Source organism: Marinobacter algicola DG893 (assembly GCF_000170835.1).
GTDB lineage: Bacteria > Pseudomonadota > Gammaproteobacteria > Pseudomonadales > Oleiphilaceae > Marinobacter > Marinobacter algicola.
Genome location: NZ_ABCP01000001.1, coordinates 175051 through 192410, shown reverse-complemented (window position 1 = coordinate 192410; position 17360 = coordinate 175051). Strand labels below are relative to the sequence as shown.

Here is a 17360-nt window from a genome sequence, read left to right as displayed (position 1 = left end):
AACGTCTATCTAATTCCCACACTGCGAATCTTCATCCTCCACCACCAAATACCGAGCCGGCAAATCCGGCAGTGAGGTTGTAATCAACTCCTCCAGCCTGCCAGACGCCCGCAACTCACTGAGTCCTTCGTTGAATTTCTCCAGATACCGTTCACTTTCTGGCACCAGTTTGGACAGGATCAGGTACAAGTAATCCGATTGCAGCGGTGTGGTGTGGAAGGTGATTTGGTCGCTGAGACCGAGCTTTTTCAGCATGCCCATGCCCACGGCGGGTTCCATTGGGAAAAGGTCGATTCTGCCGGCCGCAAGTTTACGGAAGTTCGATTCGTCGGAGGTGGTGACATCGGCACTGATGGTGCCGGCGGCGACGGCTTCCTCGAATTCCTCGCCGTAATTGTAGTCTTGGGTCAGGCCTACACGATAGCTTTCCAGGTCTTTGACGTTATCCCAGTCGAAATCCATGCTGGTGCGATGAAACAAGGCGTAGTTATGGGCGACGATGGGGTCGCTGAAGTGGAAATGCTTTAGTAATTGCCTGCGGCAGGTCCAGGCGACTGAACCGTTCCACCGGCCTTTTTGCGCTAGCAGGCGGGCGCGGGACCAAGGGAAAAAACCATAGGATACGGGAATGTCTTCTTTGGCGAAGGCCAGGGTGACGATCTGGGAAATGACCCCGAAGTGAGGTGGGGTGTTTTCCATGTAGGGAGGCCAATGGCCGTTGGTGAGCCTGACAGTGGGGACCACTTCGTTAGCTTGCAGTGGCAAGGCGAGGGCACCGGCAATCAATGCACTGGCAAGTGGGTTGTAGAGGTGGCTCAATAGCTGCCTGATTAACCGATTGAATAGTCGATCGTACCCGTGCGATCCCTGCTTATACATCATTCCATCCACCAAGTCGGGTGCTGACCGGACGACGGCTTGCTATGTCCAAACACCGCCGTAAATCGGTAGCGCTGAAAATTGATGTTAGCCAAAGAGTAGCAGTCGCTCAGCGCATTACAATCAATTCGCCATCCGTCAGGCCTAGCGGTCATTCCCTCTCAGGGTTTTGACCTTTTCTTCCAGCATTCCCGCATTGGCCTTCTGCGCGGTCACGGGCTCTCCGGCAATCAGTTCGATCCGCGACCAGAACCGTTTTGGGAAATGCTTTAGTGCAGGGCCGCCGCAGTGGCTGAAGAAACTGCCCCATAGCCCTCGCAGCGCCATCGGCACCACCGGCACCGGACGTCGTTCCAGGATGATATCCACACCGCCGCGGAAGGTGGCTACTTCGCCGTCGGAGGTCAGGCGGCCCTCGGGAAAGATGCAGACGACATGGCCGGCGTCCAGTTCTTCGTCAATGCGTTCGAAGGCGGCGTCGTAGATCTCCGGCACGCGATTGCGAGAGCCAATGGGAATGGTCTTGGCGAGCCTGAAAATAGCGCCGAGTATCGGCGTTTTGAAGATCTGGTAGTCCATCACGAATCGAACCGGTCGCTTGATTGCGCCACCGATAACCAGAGCATCCATGTAGGTAACGTGGTTGCAGACCAGCAATACGGGGCCTTCTTCGGGAATGCGATGCAGGCCTTCATGGTGCACCCGGTAAAGAGTGTGGGAGAGAACCCAGATAATAAACCGGAGTGCGAATTCCGGCACCTGCTGGTACACAAAGCCCGCCACAATCAGGTTCATGATGGCCAGTACCAGGAAGAATTCGGGGATGCTGAGCCCGATCACGCCCAGCATCAGAACGCCCATGATGGCGCTGACCACCATGAACAGGGCGTTGAACACATTCAGCGCCGCAATAACACGGGCACGCCGTTCCTCAGGCGTTTCTCGTTGGACGAATGCGTAAAGGGGAACGATGAACAGGCCACCAAAGAAGCCAATACCTAACAGGTCGATGGCGACTTGCCTGTGCTGGCTGTCGCTGACCATCATCCACCAGTCGGTGGGGACCGGGTTGGCGGGCATGTTGAAGTAGAGATCGAGCCCGAAAAGGCTGATACCTAGGGAGCCAATGGGCACAATGCCCAGTTCTATCCGGTGTCCGGAGAGTCGTTCGCAGGCCACTGAGCCTAGGGCAATGCCGGTGGTGAAGATGGCCAGCAGCAGGGTAACGACGGTTTCATCACCCATTAGGTCGGTTTGGGCAAAGCTGGGGAACTGGGTGAGGTAGGCTGCACCGAGGAACCAGAACCAGGAAATGGCCATGATACACAACAGCACGGAATGGTTTTCGGCGGCCAGACGCATCAGGTGCCAGGTTTCCCGAAGGGGGTTCAGACGGATGGCCATGTCGGGATTGATGGTGCCGGTCACCGGGACTCGCCGCGCTGCAAGGTAGCCAATGACGGCCAGGGCAAGGACCCCAATGGCGGCGAGTTTCTCCGGTTGGTCGCTCCCCATAAGCAGGCCAGCGGTGAGTGTGCCCACAAGAATAGCCACGAAGGTGCCCATTTCCACCAGCGCATTGCCGCCCACCAGTTCATCGTCCCTAAGCACTTGGGGCAGGATGGCGTACTTCACCGGGCCGAAGAAGGTGGATTGCACGCCCATCAGGAACAACAATAGCAGCAGCGATTCGTACCAGCCGACCCAGAGCCCGGCGGCGGCCAGCGCCATAATGGCGATCTCCGCGAGTTTCACCCAGCGAATCACACGGGACTTTTCATACTTGTCCGCCAGTTGGCCAGCGATACCTGAAAACAGGAAAAAGGGCAGGATAAACAGCAACGCCGCGATGTTGACCACCACATCAATGGGCAGCCCCAGCAGCCCACCAGCCGTGTAAGTAATCAGCAACAGCAGGATGTTGCGGAACAGGTTGTCGTTAAAGGCGCCTGAGAACTGGGTCAGGAAGAACGGCAGAAAGCGTCGCTCTGAAAGCAGCCGGAACTGGCTGTGGTCGTCCATGATAGTGTTCCATCATCTCGTTGTTGATGGGGAATATTCTGCCACAAACCGGCTACTGATACAGGATACAGGTTGCATGAGGCTTTACACGGAGCGCAGTTCCTTCATGGATTTTCAGTATTTTACGTTTGTGGTGAGCAGGTTTGTGATTTTCGGGGTAACCTGAATACAACTGTTTTGGAAATTACCGTTTATGAGTCAGGCCAGGTCCATGTCTGCCAGAGAGTCAATCAGAGAGCGTCGTCCGCAATTCTGGCAGGTGGCCAAGCGTTGTTGTCAGATCGCAGCCACGGTTGATGTGGCGTTCTTCTTCCTTTTCCATATCCTCGGTTCACCCATACTGGCATGGATAAACGTTGTGAGTGTCACCATTTACGTGGTGGCTTATAGGGCCTTGGGGAATAAACAGAACGGTCTTGCTATTGGCCTGATCTGGGCGGAAGTGATTGTCCACGCCGGGTTGGGAATTGTGCTTATCGGCTGGGACAGCGGCTTTCATTATTACCTCTTGATGTTTATCCCGGCGCTGTTCGTCAGCATGGCGTTGCGGGCAGCGGTGATCTGCCTGGTGGCGTTGTGGAGTTACTACATCGCCCTGTACTTGATGATGTGGACTATCGAACCGCTACAGCCCATTGCCCCTGGAGCGTTGATGGCCGTTTATCTGTTTAACCTGAGCGTGGTGTTTGCCATGTTCAGCTACCTGTCGTTCTTCTACCTCACCATGGTGACCACAGCAAACCGGAAACTGCGGCGGATGGCGACAACTGATTCGCTGACGGGCCTCTTTAACCGGCGCCATATGACCTACCTTGCGGAAAAGGAACTGGCGCGCTTCGAGAGGACGGGGCGTCCGGTTGCCTTCCTGGTACTTGATGTTGACCACTTCAAGGCCATCAATGACCGCCACGGACACGAGATTGGTGATCGGGTATTGATTGAAGTCGCCAAAATTATCGAGGCTCAACTGCGTACCCAGGACCTGATTTCCCGCTGGGGTGGTGAGGAATTTCTAGCGGCGCTTCCTGACACTAGTCTGGATAGCGCTCAAGCCAGTGCGGAGCGTGTGCGTAAGGCACTTCTGGATCATGACTGGCTGGCGACAACCGGTGAGGCCATTGGTCTGACCATTAGTGCCGGGGTCAGCGAGTACCGACGGGGTGACACACTGAATTCGGCCATCAGTCGTGCGGATCGCGCACTCTATCGCAGCAAGGAGGGCGGCAGGAACCGGGTGGAGCTGGAAGCCGGTGAGACCAGTGAGGCATCAACCGCGAAGGGGTAGGCCCGGCCACGCATTGGGAACCACAAACACGCGTGACGTTTCCCACCAGTGCCCGTCGTCGCATTGCTCAAGGGCCGCAAACAGGCGAGGAATTCCGGCGGAGCGGACCATGTCCAGTGCGTCCTCCGTTTGGTTTCGGTCTGGAGCCTCTTGCTGGCGCCAGGGGCCGAGCCAGTGCGGCTTGATCAACGGAATCCAGTGTTTCGTGTCAGTGGTTTCTTTATTTCCCGTTGTATCTTTCGCATCGAGATTGTCGATATAGAGCCAATGACCACGCAGATGCCCTGGCGGTATGCTGTTGGGTGAGGGCAAGGCTGTTTTTAGGGGGTAGAAAAGATACCCGGGCATGAAAATCCGGGGCCGTGCGGGCATATCAATACCCAGGGATGTGAGCAGGTTTCGGGCCTCTGGTTTTGCTGTTAACTGGCTCTGGTGGTCCGTCAGCCGCCTGGTTTTGATGTCCAGCCGGTCCCGGGCATTGGGTCCGTACCAGAGTGGCTTGTCCTTCTCTGTTTCATGGTGGCCCAGGTAAAACTTCACGGCTATTTCGTGGTGTTCGATAACGTTATCCGCAGGGTTGCGGACCACGAAATCCAGTTCGCCCAGGGTAATGCCATTGTTTCTGACCGGCTGGTTCTTGAGCAGGATCTCCCAGCCGAGCAGGTCCTTCATCAGGCATTCGTAAAGGCGTTCGAAATAGTGCCCCAACCGTGGTGCCGGTTCTTCCGTCAGGACTGACGGGCCAAGGTGGGGGGCATGGTCCCATACCTTCAGGCGTTCTACTGTGTCATCCGGCAGATAATTTTCGGGATCAAAACCCATTGACGAGCTGATAAGCTGGGGGGCACGACACATCCATGCCAGATGTCGCACGGCTGGCACATGGTATTGGTGAGGGGTGAGGCTTTCGGGACCTTGGTTCATAAGTGCAGGATAACCCAAACGGTTGCCCGGATCAGTCCTCACTGGTCGTTATGGAATGGATCCTTCAGGAGACGCGATATGCAGTACCTTCACACAATGATCCGGGTCAGCAACCTGGAAGAAACCCTGTACTTTTTCTGCGAACTGCTCGGTATGGTGGAAATCAACCGAAAAAGCAGCGAAAAGGGGCGCTTCACGCTGGTTTTCCTTGCGGCTGCAGAGGATGAGGTGCGAGCCAGGGAAGACCGGGCCCCGATGATAGAGCTCACCTATAACTGGGACCCGGAAGAATACACTGGTGGTCGCAATTTCGGGCATCTGGCGTACCGGGTGGACGACATCTATGCATTGTGTAGTCTCCTTCAGGCCAACGGCATTACCATCAACCGTCCCCCGCGCGACGGCCATATGGCGTTTATCCGGTCTCCAGACGGCATTTCCATTGAACTGCTCCAGAAGGGGGAGTCACTGCCAGCGAAGGAACCCTGGGCCAGTATGGAAAATACCGGCACCTGGTAAGAAAGTGCGAAGATTTGCACGTCGGAACCGGTTTAATTGCCACCGGCAGGACAGATTGACGGTTTTTGGGGTAAAATTCGCGAAAATTCAAGACAAGGACGACCCATGCTTGCAGTGATTCTTTCTGGTGGTTCCGGCACCCGTCTCTGGCCGTTGTCCCGTGAAGCCTATCCCAAGCAGTTTCTACCGGTGGTGTCTGACGCTTCCCTGCTGGCGGAAACGATTGATCGTGGCCTGGCACTGGATGACAACGCCCGGGTGTTGGCCATCACCAATGAAGAGCACCGGTTTGTGGTAGCGGCCCATATGCAGGCCCAGGCACCGGAGCGTACCGCCGGGATCATCCTCGAGCCGGTGGGTCGCAATACGGCCCCGGCCATTGCAATCGCGGCCCTCGCGGCTGCGGAAGAAAACCCGGAAGAGCTGCTGCTGGTGATGCCTTCGGACCACGTATTGAAGAATCAGGATGTGTTCCGTCAGGCGGTGAGTCAGGGCGCTGAAGCTGCCCGTTCAGGCAAACTGGTTACCTTTGGTATTGTGCCCAGCGCACCTCATACAGGCTACGGCTACATCAAGGCCGGTGCGGCCCACGAAGGGTACAATGATGTAGCGGCCTTTGTGGAAAAACCGAACGAAGACACCGCCCGCCAGTACCTGAAAGAGGGTGATTATTTCTGGAACAGCGGCATGTTCCTGTTTCGTGCTGATCGTTACCTGCAAGAACTGGAAAGCCAGCAGCCTGAGATGATGAAAGCCTGCCGGGCTGCCTGGAAGGAACGCAACGCTGACATGGATTTCACCCGCGTGGGGGCCGAGAGCTTCAGAGCTTGCCCGGACGATTCCATCGACTACGCGGTGATGGAAAAGACCCACGATGCGGTGGTGGTGCCTCTGGATGCCGGTTGGTCGGATGTGGGCTCCTGGTCCGCCCTTTGGGATATCCAGCCCCACGACGAGAACAACAACGTGTGCCGGGGGGATGTGATTACCGAGGACGTCTCCGGTTCCTACATTCACTCAGAGGGCCGTCTGATTGCGGCTTTGGGCATCACGGATCACGTCATCGTTGAAACGGATGATGTGGTATTGGTGGCCGATCGTGATCGGGTTCAGGATGTGAAAAAGCTGGTTGCCCAGGTCAAGGCTCAGGGCCGTCACGAGCATCGGTTTCACAAGAAAGTTCATCGCCCCTGGGGTACCTATGAGGGTATTGCGATGGGGGAGCGTTTCCAGGTCAAGCGCATCACGGTGAAACCGGGTGCGTCCCTGTCGCTGCAGAAACATCATCATCGTGCCGAACACTGGGTGGTGGTGAAGGGAACGGCCACGGTCAACCGCGGTGACGATGTGTTATTGCTGACCGAGGACCAATCCACCTATATTCCGTTGGGTGTGACCCATCGACTGACCAACCCTGGCGTTATTCCCCTGGAACTGATTGAAGTGCAGACAGGTAGCTACCTGGGTGAAGACGACATTGTACGTTTCGAGGACACGTATAACCGAGTTTAATCGATATACATGAAATGGCATCAGGACGATGCCTGACAACACAAGGAGAAGTGAATGGAAGACTGGCAAGGATGCCTGAGCCCCCTCTGTCAAACCGCACTGCAACGGGCACGTGATAGCGTCGCCCAGCGAGGCGGTTATGCCATCACCGTTGAGGATTTCCTGTTGGCGCTGCTGGATGGTGAGCCTGCCATCTGCGGATTCCTGCGCAGCCGCGGTGTGGATATTGACGAACTGACACGCACTATCCAGTGCGAGCAGCCCATCGTGACCGAAGTGGGCGGAGAGGGCCAGTTGTCCTCACAGCTCATGTACTGGTTTTCGTCTGCCCGTGAATTGAGCAATGCCCCCTGGCTGGACTGGCCCATATTGTTGTCGGTGCTGACTCGCAACGCCGAACGCCTGCAGGAGAAAGCCTATGTGGCGGTGTTGGAATTGGTTGATCGCTGGCCTGCTGCGGACGACCAGCAGCACGTCGCTGAAACCTCCGACGAAGGCGATGCGCCCGTTGTGATTACCGATCTGGAATGGCTGGAATTGGCGGAAGATGTATCGATTACGCTGGCTTCGGTTCCAGGAGCACTGGTGTGGGTGAGAGGGGCGAGAGGCACCGGTAAAACCAGTTGGCTACAGGCTCTATTGCCGTTTCTGTATTGTGGCTTTATAAGGTTGGACCTTCGCAATGAGACGGAAGTCATGGCCAGCGAAAACCCCGCCATCCCGGCCAAAGGCATCGACCGTAAGGATTATCCCGCGCTGGTTCTGGATAACGTTTCTCCGGTGGATCTGGCCGCGATGATGGCGCCCGAGTTCAGTGTGGCACGCAACCTGGTAACCGGGTATCCGGGCCCCGTGGTGATGCTGGGGCCAGATTCACCGGAGGCAGACGCTGCCGTTGGGCAATTGGAGCGATGTCTGGGGCGGGATTTCGATATTTTTGACATGCCCGGCACGAGTTCCAGCCAGAAGGTTGCCATTCTGACGGCTCATCAGTCAGCAATTGAAAAGCGCTGGAACATAGAGTTGTCCCCAGCGCTTATCCGCTATGCCGCCTCGAGTCGTAGCCGGTTGGTCGGCTCACCAGGTGGCATGATCCAATGGGTGGAGCGTGCAGCCGCGCGGTTGAACCTGTTCGCCGAACGCGGCCCTATTGAGAGTGTGGCGCTGGCTGGTAGAACGGATACCGTGCGGCGGCAGTCACTGGTGGCAATGGCCAGGCAGCAACCGACAGAAGCGCTGGAGCGATCCCTTGAAAGCTTGGCCGTCGAGCGTGCGGCGGCGGAGGTGGCGTGGCATGAGCGAAAAGCAGAGGGCACGCTCAGGACCCTGAAAATGGATGACCTCCGCCATGAACTCGAACGCTGGGTTGCAGCCCGCCCCGGGCCGGTTCACTATGTGGTCCATTGTGATCAACCGGCAGGAGAAACAGAAGGTGCGGGATCTCGAAATCTACATTCGTGACCTGGAGTCGTCAGCGGTATCGAGCTGGCTTGCCAGTCATCTGGACGACGTTGAGCTCAGGGATGACGCGCTGGGTGATAAGGCCGAGAAAGGGGTAGCTTACTATCGGGCGCATAACGTCCGTATTAATCTGTACCCCGGTGCAGGCGGCAAGCGCTATACCTCTCTGATTCTTGAGGGTGAGGATCTGCCCTGGGTGTCCGACCTCGATTGCGCCCGGAGTGCCTGGCGCGCCATGGATACCGAGATTCGCTGCAGCCCCGGTGACTGGAAAGAAGGCGAACCCGTGGAAGACGAGAAATGGTGGCGGCTGGACCAGCGTGGAGAGCAACTGGCGGTCTGGAACTGAGTCTCTTCACGGCAACAAAAAAGGGGGCAGCCGATCGGCTGCCCCCTTTTTTGTGATACACGTTCTTGCGGTCAGTCGCTCAGGATGGACACGTTGTCCGCCTGTAGGCCCTTGTCCGCTTCGACGACACTGAACCGGACCAGTTGGCCCTGACGCAGTACCCGGCGGCCACGACCACGAATGGCGCGGAAGTGTACAAAGACTTCATCGCCACTATCGCGAACGATAAACCCGAAGCCTTTCTTGACGTTGAACCACTTGACGGTGCCCTCTTCGTTGCCTTCAGGAGTGCTGTCGTCGTAGTCATCGTCGTCCTCGTAATCCGGTTGGGATTGCTGCTTGCGCGGGGCCGGCTGACGAGGTGCCGTGCTGGCGCGAGGCGCTTGCGGTTTCACGGCTGAGGGTTTCTTGGCTGCCAGAGCGACGGTCACGAAGCCTGCCAGGCCGAAAAGGACAACCGCAATAACATAGGCTGCGATGCCCTGGGCGCTGCCCAATACAAACGTGGTACTGGTTGCTTCCTCGCTAGTGCCGGCCTGAGACAGAATCTGGAAGAGTTCCGGGGTGAAAGTCACCAACAGAAAGCCGAGGATAAAAGGTGACGGAATCGCGACCAGGAGAGCAAGAACGATCGCTTTTGCTGGGTTTTGCATGGACTGAAGTTTCTCCATTCATCTAACGCTAACGATAAAGAGCCGGATATCGGGTAAAATCGGGTCTCCGGCGGTGAAAACCGCTGGGAACCTGCAAGACATAAACGGGTCTTTCAGGTTCCCGCGCGGGCAAAAGCGGGATGATACCAGATAACGGGGAGCGCTGACCAAGCGGCGTGTCCGCCGACACCAAATTGATCACACAATACCTTGATGGGAATCCTTCCCGGAGAACCAAAAACTTTATGAGCGACAAAGATCTGCAAGCCAGGCTGGACGAACTGGAAACCCGTCTGGCATTTCAGGATGACATCATTCATACACTGAGTGAGCAGGTGGCTCGTCAGGAGCTGGATATCCGGGAACTCTGGGAGGCGAAGAAGCAGCTGAACACTCAGCTCAAGGAAGTGTCGTCATCGAATATCAGAAAGGAGGAGGACGAAACGCCTCCTCCCCACTACTGATCAGGCCAGGAGCTCTACAAGAACCTGCTCGTAGATCTCAGACAGGGTGTTCAGGTCTGCGGCTTTCACGCACTCATTGACTTTGTGGATGGTGGCGTTGATGGGGCCAAGTTCCAGAACCTGGGCGCCGGTCGGAGCGATAAAGCGTCCATCCGACGTACCGCCCGAGGTCGACAGCTCGGTTTCCCGGCCGGTGACGGAACGGATGGCACTTTGTGCAGCCGAGACCAGCGATCCACTATCGGTCAGGAACGGCCGGCCGCTCAGATGCCATTGCAGGTCATACTTCAATTCATGACGGTCGAGAATGGCAACGACCCTTTCTTCCAGACTTTCCGCGGTGTTTTCCGTGCAGTAGCGGAAATTGAAGTGAACCAGGCACTCCCCGGGAATGATGTTGCTCCCGGTGCCAGCTTCGATCTTGGTGATCTGGAAGGTGGTTGGCGGGAAAAAATCATTGCCATCGTCCCAGAATTCCTTCGCGAGGGCGTCCAGTGCCGGGGCAACAGTATGCACCGGGTTTTCCGCCAGGTGCGGATAGGCCACGTGTCCCTGGGTGCCCTGTACCGTGAGATAGCCGTGGAGTGAGCCCCGCCGGCCATTCTTGATGACATCGCCCACCTCGCGGGTGCTGGATGGTTCGCCGATCAGGCACCAGTCGATTTTCTCGTTTCGGGCTTCCAGGGTTTCCACCACTTTCACGGTGCCGTCCTGGGCCGGACCTTCCTCGTCACTGGTGATCAGCAAGGCAATGGAACCCCGATGATCCGGATGGCTGGTCACAAACCGCTCGCAGGCCGTGATAAAGGCCGCCAGGCTGCCTTTCATGTCGGCTGCGCCCCGGCCATGAAGAAAACCATCATCTATCACCGCCTCGAACGGTGGGTGACGCCAGTTTTTCTCAGGTCCGGTGGGTACAACATCGGTGTGACCGGCAAACGCCAGCAGAGGGCCATCCGAGCCCTTTCGGGCCCACAGGTTGTCGGTTTCACCAAAGCGCAGGGCCTCGCCCTTGAAGCCAAGGGCAGCGAGCCGTGACATCATCAGTTCCTGGCAGCCAGCGTCGTCCGGGGTAACGGACGGCCGGCGGATCAGGTCAACGGCGAGCTTGAGGGTCGGGGAAAGCTCGGCGGAATTAGTTGTTTGCATGCAGTTCTTCGTTCAGCTCGATGGCGGACTTGTTGGTTTTGCATTCAACCGCGCCAGTCTGGCTGTTGCGGCGGAACAGAAGATCCGGCTTGTTGGCCAAATCCCGCGCCTTGATGACTTCAACCAGTTCGTTGTTGTCGTCCAGCAGAGCTACCTTGGTGCCGGCGGTAATGTACAGCCCCGCCTCGACTTTGCAGCGGTCTCCGAGAGGAATGCCGATACCGGCATTGGCGCCAATCAGGCAGTTCTCACCGACTGAGATGATGATGTTGCCACCGCCGGACAGGGTGCCCATGGTGGAGCAGCCGCCGCCAAGGTCCGAGCCCTGGCCGATCATCACGCCGGCGGAGATACGGCCTTCAATCATGCTGGTGCCTTCGGTGCCGGCATTGAAGTTGATAAAGCCTTCATGCATCACGGTGGTGCCTTCACCCACATAGGCGCCCAGGCGAACGCGGGCGGTGTCGGCGATGCGCACGCCCTTCGGTACCACGTAATCCGTCATCTGCGGGAACTTGTCGACGGACTTCACTTCCAGGGTGCGGCCTTCGAGGCGGGCCTTGAGCTGGCGCTCTGGCAGTTCGTTGAGATCGATGGCGCCTTCGCTGGTCCAGGCCAGGTTCGGGAGTAGACCGAAAATGCCGTCCAGCTTCAGCTCATGGGGCCTGGCCTGACGGCTGGAGATCAGGTGCAGCTTGAGGTAGACCTCTGGCGTGCTGGAGGCAGTGTCGTCGGTGTCCAGCAGGGTCACCACGACCGGGCGGCGGCTCTCGGCTGCTTTGCCCGCCAGGGCGGACTGTTCCATCTGACCCAACTGGCGTAATCCGTCCGACAGCGCCTTGAGTTGATCGGGCGTCACCGATACAGCCTGATTGCCTCCCTGGTAATCCAGAACGTTTTGAGCCACTTCGATGAGGCCATTATCGGGGGTGATGACCGGCTGCTGGTAAAACACTTCCAGCCACTCGCCCTGATTGTTCTGGGTGCCGATACCAATTCCGAATGCAAAACTCATTGATGTGCTCCTGGTTCTCAGTGTTTGAATCGTTCGGCCCACTCATCGGCATTAAAGCCGACGCTGACCGTGTCGCCGTGCTCAACCACGGGCCGCTTGATGATGGACGGATTGTCGAGCATCAGGTCGTGGGCGGATTGGGCGCTAATATTATCACGAACCTCGTCCGGAAGTTTGCGCCAGGTGGTGCCGCGACGGTTCAGCAACACGTCCCAGCCGGCTGCCTGCTCCCACTGACTCAGACGGCCGCTATCCAGTCCATCCTTCTTGAAGTCGTGGAATTCGTAGTTGATACCGGCCTCGTCCAGCCATTTTCGGGCTTTCTTGACGGTGTCGCAATTTCGGATGCCGTAAAGTTTCATGTCCTGTTTGCCTTTACAAAAGTCACAATGCGTTTTGCCGCTTCCACGCATTCTTCAACCGGCGCCACCAGGGCCATCCTTACCCGGTTTTCGCCAGGATTGTGGCCATTGACGGTGCGGGAGAGGTAGCGACCGGGGAGTACGTGCACATTCTGCTGGGCTGAAAGTTCCCGTGCGAACGTCTCGTCATCCATGGGGGTTTCCGGCCAGAGGTAGAACCCGGCATGAGGAAAGTCCACGTTCATCACTTCCCGCAGGATGGGTATCACTGCCTCAAACTTGGCACGGTAGGCCGCCCGGTTCTCCCGTACGTGGTCTTCATCGTTCCAGGCGGCAATGCTCGCCAGCTGGTTGTGTATGGGCATGGCGCAGCCATGGTAGGTGCGGTATTTGAGATAGCCTTTGAGGATATCGGCATCGCCAGCCACGAAACCGGACCGCAGGCCCGGCAGGTTGCTCCGCTTCGACAGGCTGTGGAACACGATGCAGCGGGCAAAATCGTTGCGGCCAATAGCAGCACAGGTTTGCAATAATCCTTCCGGCGGCTGGCCTTCGTCGGGGTAGAGCTCGGAATAGCATTCATCGGACGCGATGATGAAATTATGCTGGTCCGCCAGTTCGATGACCCGCACCAATGTCTCCCGGGGTATCACCGAACCGCTGGGGTTGCCCGGTGAGCACAAGAACAGCACCTGGCAGTCTTTCCATACGGATTCTGAAACCTTGTCAAAGTCCGGTATGAAATCGCTGTCTGCGTCGCAGGCAAGGTAATGGGGTGTTGCGCCGGCAAGGAAAGCGGCGCCTTCGTAGACCTGGTAAAACGGGTTGGGGCTGACCACGGTGGCGCTCGGGCAGGATTCCACCACCGATTGCACCAGCGAGAAAATGCCTTCCCGAGTGCCGTTCACCGGAACAATATGGTGCTCAGGCGTCAGTGATCCGGGGGCCAATTCAAAGCGGCGGATGGCCCAGTGCGCGATGGTCTGGCGCAGTTCGTCGGTACCTTTCGTTGTAGGATAGTTGGCGAGTTTGTCCAGATTATCCGCGATTACCTGTTTGACGAATTCCGGCGACGGATGCTTGGGCTCACCGATGCCCAGGGAAATCGACGTCAGGTCTTTGGGAACGCTGATGCCGGACTTAAGTTTGGTCAGTTTCTCGAACGGGTAGGGGTGTAGCCTGTCCAGGTCGGGGTTCATTGGGTGTCATCCAGCATTTGGCAAAGATCCTGCTGCAGGGCCTGGCAGACTGCGGGGTCGCTGATCTGCTCGCCATGCTCGTCGGTTACAAAGAATACGTCTTCCACCCGTTCACCCAACGTCGCGATCTTGGCGTTGGTCAGCCGCACGCGATGCTCCAGCAATACCTGTCCTACGCGGGCCAGTAACCCCGGCCGGTCCGGTGTGATCACTTCCATCACCGTGCGCTGGTTAATGGTGTCGTTGGAGAAGGTCACTTCCGTGGGGAAGGCAAAGTGCTTCAGCTGTCTGGGAGTGCGGCGGTGGATGATGTCAGGGTAATCTTCCGGGTCGTCCAGCTCTTCGATCAGGCGCATGCGAACCCGATCCTTGCGGGCCGGGTCAATGCCCAGGGGTTTGCCTTTCTCGTCCAGAACAATGTAGGAGCTGATGGAGAAGGGGCCTTCGCTTGAGCTGATGCGGGCATCGACGATGTTGAGGTTAAGTTGTTCCAGCACCGCCGTGGTAGCCGCGAACAGGTCAATACGATCACTCATGTAGATGATGATCTGGGAGTAGCCGTCGGTCGGCCCGCCACGGGTGTCACGAATCAGCACCAGCGGGTCGGGGTCATCGCCATGGCGGATGATGGCGGCGGTCTGCCAGGCAATGTCCACCGTGGAATCCTGCAGGAAGTAGTCTTCGTCCAGGGTTTCCCAGATGTTGTCGATCTGTTCGTCCGTCATGTTCTGGGCATGGAGAATTTCCCGTGCCTCAGACTGGGTGGCGCGCACCCATTCCTGACGGTCTACCGGTGTTTCCGAGCCACGCCTGAGTGCCCGTTTGGTCTCGATGTAGAGCTGGCGCAACAGTGAGGCGCGCCAGGTGTTCCACAGCTTGGGATTGGTGGCGCTGATATCGCACACCGTCAGGACGTAGAGGTAGTCCAGGTGCACCTGGCTGGGCACGGCGCGCGCGAATCCATGGATGATGTCAGGGTCGGAAATGTCCTTGCGCTGGGCGGTCATCGACATCAGCAGATGATTTTCCACCAGCCAGGAAGCCAACTGGGTGTCCCGCTCACTGAGGTGATGGCGTTCGCAGAAGCTCTCAACATCAATTGCGCCCAACTCCGAGTGGTCGCCGCCCCGGCCTTTGGCTACATCGTGATAGAGGCCGGCAATATACAGTGTTTCCAGCTTCGGTAACCGGTGAATCAGACGCGACGCCAGCGGGTATTCGTTGCGGGCTTCGGCGCTGTCCAGTCGCACCATATTACGAATCACCCGCATGGTGTGGGCGTCTACAGTGTAGATATGGAACAGGTCGTGCTGCATCTGGCCGATGATCTGGCCAAATTCGGGGAGGTAGCGGCCCAACACGTTGTATTTCTTCATGGCCGACAGGGTCTGGTCGAGGGCGTGCGGCGTCCGCAGCAGCTCCATGAACAGGGAGGTAACGGCCAGGTCCGAGCGGAAAGCGTCGTCAATCAGGTGTCGGTGCGCCCGCAGAGAGCGGATGGTGGTTGCGCGGATGCCCTTGATCTCCGGATGCTGCGCCATCAGGACGAATATTTCCATGATGGCATAGGGCGCGTAGGCGAAGACCTGGTTGTTGACGGCTTCGATGTAGTAGTTGCGAATCTGGAAGCGCTTGTTCAGGGGCAGTATGTCGTCGTCACTTCCGGCGCCCAGGATGGCCTCGTCGTAGTACTGAAGAATAACGTCGGTCAGCTCCGCCAGGGCCAGGACGGTGCGGTAGTACGACTGCATCATCAATTCAACGCCCAGCCGCTTGCCCTCATCCTTGTAACCCAGCATCTGAGCGAGTGCCCGTTGATGATCGAACAGAAGGCGATTCTCGTTGCGGTCGGCAATCAGTTGGAGGCCAAGGCGAAGTCGCCACAAGAAGGTTTCGCCCTGCAGCAGTATCTGGTGCTCCTCTTCGGTCAGGATACTAAAGCGTGTCAGATCCGCGATGTTCTGAAGGCCGAAGTGTCGTTTGGTAATCCAGCCGATGGTCTGTATATCCCGGAGTGCGCCTGGGGAGCCTTTTACATTGGGTTCAAGGTTGTACTCCGTGTCACCGTATTTCGCGTGGCGCTGCTTCTGCTCTTCCCGTTTGGCGATGAAGTAATCGCGGTCAGAGCTGATGGCGTCTGAATAAACCTGATGACTGAGCTCGTCCCGTAAGTCGTCCGGGCCGGCGATGGTGCGGGTTTCCAGAAGGTTGGTGAGGATCGTGACATCTTCCCTGGCGGCGTCCATGCTTTCCTGAATGCTGCGGACGCTATGGCCGATATCCAGTTTCAGGTCCCACAGCAGTGTTATGAAGGCACCAAGGTCTTCCTGCCAGTTTTCTTCTATACCATTCCGGGTGAGGATCAACAGGTCGATATCGGAATGTGGGTGGAGTTCTCCCCGGCCATAGCCGCCAACTGCCACGAGAGAGACATCGGCAGAGGCGGCAAAGGCGTAGCGGTTCCAGATCAGGGCAAGAACGGTATCCAGGGTTCCTGACCGGGAATGGACCAGTGCGCGAACATCAGCTCCCTGCCGGAACGCTTCTGCATCTGCGTTGTAGCGTTCCTTTAACAGCTCCCGGGCCGCTACAACAGGTGAGATGTCGTTGCTTATCCTGGATTCCAGTTCGCTGAGGTCCACCTAGAATGACTCTTCCGTGCGCTTGGTCAGTACTTCGTGGCCGTCCGACGTTACCAGAATAGTGTGCTCCCATTGCGCGGAGAGCTTGTGATCCTTGGTAACCACGGTCCAGCCATCCGGCAGCAGCTTGGTGTGGTATTTACCCTGGTTAATCATCGGTTCGATGGTAAAGGTCATGCCTTCCTGCAGTTCCATGCCGGTACCGGGCTTGCCGTAGTGCATCACCTGAGGGTCTTCGTGAAACACCTTTCCAATGCCATGGCCGCAGTAGTCGCGGACCACAGAATAGCGATGCTTCTCAGCATGCTGCTGGATCACGTGACCAATGTCGCCCAACCGGGCGCCCGGCTTCACCAGTTCAATACCTTTATAAAGACACTCCTGAGTGATCTGGATCAGGCGTTCGCTACCGGGCTTGGGCTTGCCGACGATGAACATCTTGCTGGTATCGCCGTGCCATCCGTCCTTGATCACCGTGACGTCGATATTGACGATGTCACCGTCCTTTAACACCTTTTTTTCGTTCGGGATGCCGTGGCAGACCACATGATTTACCGAGGTGCATACTGATTTCGGGAAACCCTTGTAGTTCAGCGGCGCCGGAATGGTCTTTTGCTCGTCCACCATATAAGCGTGGCAAATACTGTCGAGCTTCTCGGTTGTTACGCCCGGTTTGACGTGTTCGCCAATCATCTCAAGAACTTCGGCCGCCAGGCGGCCGGCGACACGCATCTTCTCGATTTCTTCCGGAGTCTTGATCGATACCTGCATTGGGGGTCCCGTTGATTTGGATCAAACACGCATTTTAAGGGGGAGTGTTGCCCGGTACAAGGAAGAGGCGGTTTTGCCGTGCTTTCCGGGGCACAAATTAATGGAATCCGGCGGGTGATTTATGGTATAAACGCGCCCGCTGGAAACAAATCCG

16 protein-coding genes are annotated in these 17360 nt (G+C 57.3%); 6 read left to right on the top strand and 10 right to left on the bottom strand.

The window, feature by feature from the left end:
• Positions 1-9: 9 nt before the first annotated feature.
• Together MDG893_RS00855 and MDG893_RS00850 are read right to left on the bottom strand one after the other, a co-directional pair.
• Positions 10-882 (bottom strand): substrate-binding periplasmic protein, encoded by an 873-nt coding sequence (locus tag MDG893_RS00855; RefSeq protein WP_083797640.1) that lies wholly within the window; start codon positions 880-882, stop codon positions 10-12.
• Positions 883-1023: 141 nt separating this feature from the next.
• Positions 1024-2901, bottom strand: a complete 1878-nt coding sequence (locus MDG893_RS00850) for an MFS transporter (RefSeq protein WP_007151808.1) — start codon at positions 2899-2901, stop codon at positions 1024-1026.
• Between the two features lie 211 nt (positions 2902-3112).
• Here MDG893_RS00850 and MDG893_RS00845 point away from each other — a divergent pair, with 211 nt between their 5' ends.
• Entirely contained in the window at positions 3113-4186 is a 1074-nt protein-coding gene (locus MDG893_RS00845; protein ID WP_007151806.1) for a GGDEF domain-containing protein, read from the top strand.
• Here MDG893_RS00845 and MDG893_RS00840 read toward each other — a convergent pair.
• Positions 4169-5110: a DUF1853 family protein gene (locus MDG893_RS00840; RefSeq protein WP_040474144.1), complete on the bottom strand. Its 942-nt coding sequence runs from the start codon at positions 5108-5110 to the stop codon at positions 4169-4171. The genes MDG893_RS00845 and MDG893_RS00840 overlap by 18 nt on opposite strands.
• Positions 5111-5188: 78 nt before the next feature.
• Here MDG893_RS00840 and MDG893_RS00835 point away from each other — a divergent pair, with 78 nt between their 5' ends.
• The 4 genes from MDG893_RS00835 (at position 5189) to MDG893_RS00820 (ending at position 8951) form a co-directional block, all read left to right on the top strand.
• Positions 5189-5629, top strand: coding sequence for a VOC family protein (locus tag MDG893_RS00835; RefSeq protein ID WP_007151804.1), 441 nt, complete (start codon positions 5189-5191; stop codon positions 5627-5629).
• 105 nt (positions 5630-5734) lie between these two features.
• Positions 5735-7141 (top strand): mannose-1-phosphate guanylyltransferase/mannose-6-phosphate isomerase, encoded by a 1407-nt coding sequence (locus tag MDG893_RS00830; protein ID WP_007151803.1) that lies wholly within the window; start codon positions 5735-5737, stop codon positions 7139-7141.
• 54 nt (positions 7142-7195) lie between these two features.
• Positions 7196-8602 carry a hypothetical protein gene (locus tag MDG893_RS00825; protein ID WP_007151802.1) on the top strand — a complete coding sequence of 469 codons (1407 nt, stop codon included), beginning with the start codon at positions 7196-7198 and terminating at the stop codon, positions 8600-8602.
• Positions 8574-8951, top strand: a complete 378-nt coding sequence (locus tag MDG893_RS00820) for a hypothetical protein (protein ID WP_007151801.1) — start codon at positions 8574-8576, stop codon at positions 8949-8951. Before MDG893_RS00825 ends, MDG893_RS00820 begins: the two co-directional genes overlap by 29 nt.
• Positions 8952-9022: 71 nt before the next feature.
• Here the strand turns inward: MDG893_RS00820 and MDG893_RS21285 are convergent, their stop codons facing one another.
• Entirely contained in the window at positions 9023-9604 is a 582-nt protein-coding gene (locus MDG893_RS21285) for a cold-shock protein (protein ID WP_007151800.1), read from the bottom strand.
• A 245-nt stretch (positions 9605-9849) separates the two neighbouring features.
• Between MDG893_RS21285 and MDG893_RS00810 the strand changes: the two genes are divergently transcribed.
• A complete protein-coding gene (locus MDG893_RS00810) occupies positions 9850-10068 on the top strand; it encodes a SlyX family protein (protein ID WP_007151799.1) in 219 nt (72 codons plus the stop codon).
• Here MDG893_RS00810 and dapE read toward each other — a convergent pair whose 3' ends face one another.
• From dapE to map, 6 genes are read right to left on the bottom strand one after another with little or no spacing between them, the layout of a single operon-like run.
• Positions 10069-11217 (bottom strand): succinyl-diaminopimelate desuccinylase, encoded by a 1149-nt coding sequence (dapE, locus tag MDG893_RS00805; protein WP_007151798.1) that lies wholly within the window; start codon positions 11215-11217, stop codon positions 10069-10071. It lies immediately after the preceding gene.
• Complete coding sequence (gene dapD, locus MDG893_RS00800) at positions 11204-12232, bottom strand: 2,3,4,5-tetrahydropyridine-2,6-dicarboxylate N-succinyltransferase (RefSeq protein WP_007151797.1); 1029 nt, start codon at positions 12230-12232, stop codon at positions 11204-11206. The genes dapE and dapD overlap by 14 nt, the downstream gene beginning before the upstream one ends.
• Before the next feature lie 17 nt (positions 12233-12249).
• A complete protein-coding gene (locus MDG893_RS00795) occupies positions 12250-12594 on the bottom strand; it encodes an ArsC family reductase (protein WP_007151796.1) in 345 nt (114 codons plus the stop codon).
• Positions 12591-13793 carry a succinyldiaminopimelate transaminase gene (dapC, locus tag MDG893_RS00790; RefSeq protein WP_007151795.1) on the bottom strand — a complete coding sequence of 401 codons (1203 nt, stop codon included), beginning with the start codon at positions 13791-13793 and terminating at the stop codon, positions 12591-12593. Before dapC ends, MDG893_RS00795 begins: the two co-directional genes overlap by 4 nt.
• Complete coding sequence (locus MDG893_RS00785) at positions 13790-16435, bottom strand: [protein-PII] uridylyltransferase (RefSeq protein ID WP_007151794.1); 2646 nt, start codon at positions 16433-16435, stop codon at positions 13790-13792. Before MDG893_RS00785 ends, dapC begins: the two co-directional genes overlap by 4 nt.
• Positions 16436-17206: a type I methionyl aminopeptidase gene (gene map / locus MDG893_RS00780; RefSeq protein ID WP_007151793.1), complete on the bottom strand. Its 771-nt coding sequence runs from the start codon at positions 17204-17206 to the stop codon at positions 16436-16438.
• Positions 17207-17360: the final 154 nt, after the last annotated feature.

Coding starts and splice junctions, on each gene's coding strand:
- MDG893_RS00845 (WP_007151806.1), top strand. CDS start 3,113: ATGTCTGCCAGAGAGTCAATCAGAGAGCGTCGTCCGCAATTCTGGCAG.
- MDG893_RS21285 (WP_007151800.1), bottom strand. CDS start 9,604: ATGCAAAACCCAGCAAAAGCGATCGTTCTTGCTCTCCTGGTCGCGATT.
- map (WP_007151793.1), bottom strand. CDS start 17,206: ATGCAGGTATCGATCAAGACTCCGGAAGAAATCGAGAAGATGCGTGTC.
- MDG893_RS00835 (WP_007151804.1), top strand. CDS start 5,189: ATGCAGTACCTTCACACAATGATCCGGGTCAGCAACCTGGAAGAAACC.
- dapC (WP_007151795.1), bottom strand. CDS start 13,793: ATGAACCCCGACCTGGACAGGCTACACCCCTACCCGTTCGAGAAACTG.
- MDG893_RS00850 (WP_007151808.1), bottom strand. CDS start 2,901: ATGGACGACCACAGCCAGTTCCGGCTGCTTTCAGAGCGACGCTTTCTG.
- MDG893_RS00840 (WP_040474144.1), bottom strand. CDS start 5,110: ATGAACCAAGGTCCCGAAAGCCTCACCCCTCACCAATACCATGTGCCA.
- MDG893_RS00825 (WP_007151802.1), top strand. CDS start 7,196: ATGGAAGACTGGCAAGGATGCCTGAGCCCCCTCTGTCAAACCGCACTG.
- dapE (WP_007151798.1), bottom strand. CDS start 11,217: ATGCAAACAACTAATTCCGCCGAGCTTTCCCCGACCCTCAAGCTCGCC.
- MDG893_RS00810 (WP_007151799.1), top strand. CDS start 9,850: ATGAGCGACAAAGATCTGCAAGCCAGGCTGGACGAACTGGAAACCCGT.
- MDG893_RS00795 (WP_007151796.1), bottom strand. CDS start 12,594: ATGAAACTTTACGGCATCCGAAATTGCGACACCGTCAAGAAAGCCCGA.
- MDG893_RS00855 (WP_083797640.1), bottom strand. CDS start 882: ATGATGTATAAGCAGGGATCGCACGGGTACGATCGACTATTCAATCGG.
- MDG893_RS00830 (WP_007151803.1), top strand. CDS start 5,735: ATGCTTGCAGTGATTCTTTCTGGTGGTTCCGGCACCCGTCTCTGGCCG.
- dapD (WP_007151797.1), bottom strand. CDS start 12,232: ATGAGTTTTGCATTCGGAATTGGTATCGGCACCCAGAACAATCAGGGC.